This is a genomic window from Furfurilactobacillus entadae (assembly GCF_045862745.1).
Taxonomy (GTDB): Bacteria; Bacillota; Bacilli; order Lactobacillales; family Lactobacillaceae; genus Furfurilactobacillus; species Furfurilactobacillus entadae.
On record NZ_BQXN01000074.1, the window covers coordinates 1 to 333 of the forward strand.

A 333-nucleotide genomic window follows, 5' to 3' on the forward strand; every position below is an offset into this window, starting at 1 on the left:
AAGGTACTCAAACAACATCATGCTTTTCAAAGTATGTCCCGGAAGGCAACCTGTTTGGACAACGCTTCAATGGAATCATTCTTTCACATTATGAAGGCAGAACTATTTGACCAAGCTTACACAACTAAGGATTCTTTGATTCAATCAATGACTGATTGGTTGGATTATTACAACCAACGCCGAATCAAAACCAAACTAAAAGGCAAGACACCGGTTCAATACCGGCAGCTTGCCCTTCAATCAGTCGCTTAATATACATGTCCAACTTAATGGGTTCACTTCAACTTCCTGAACACAGGAAATTAGTCGTTTCATTATCTTACGTTAGTTGGC

At 39.6% G+C, this 333-nt stretch carries 1 protein-coding gene; it reads left to right on the forward strand.

What is annotated here, in order from left to right:
* Window positions 1-252, forward strand: a 252-nt coding sequence (locus ACKTR5_RS11815) for an IS3 family transposase (protein ID WP_407881711.1), incomplete at its 5' end; no start/stop codon positions are given.
* Window positions 253-333: the final 81 nt, after the last annotated feature.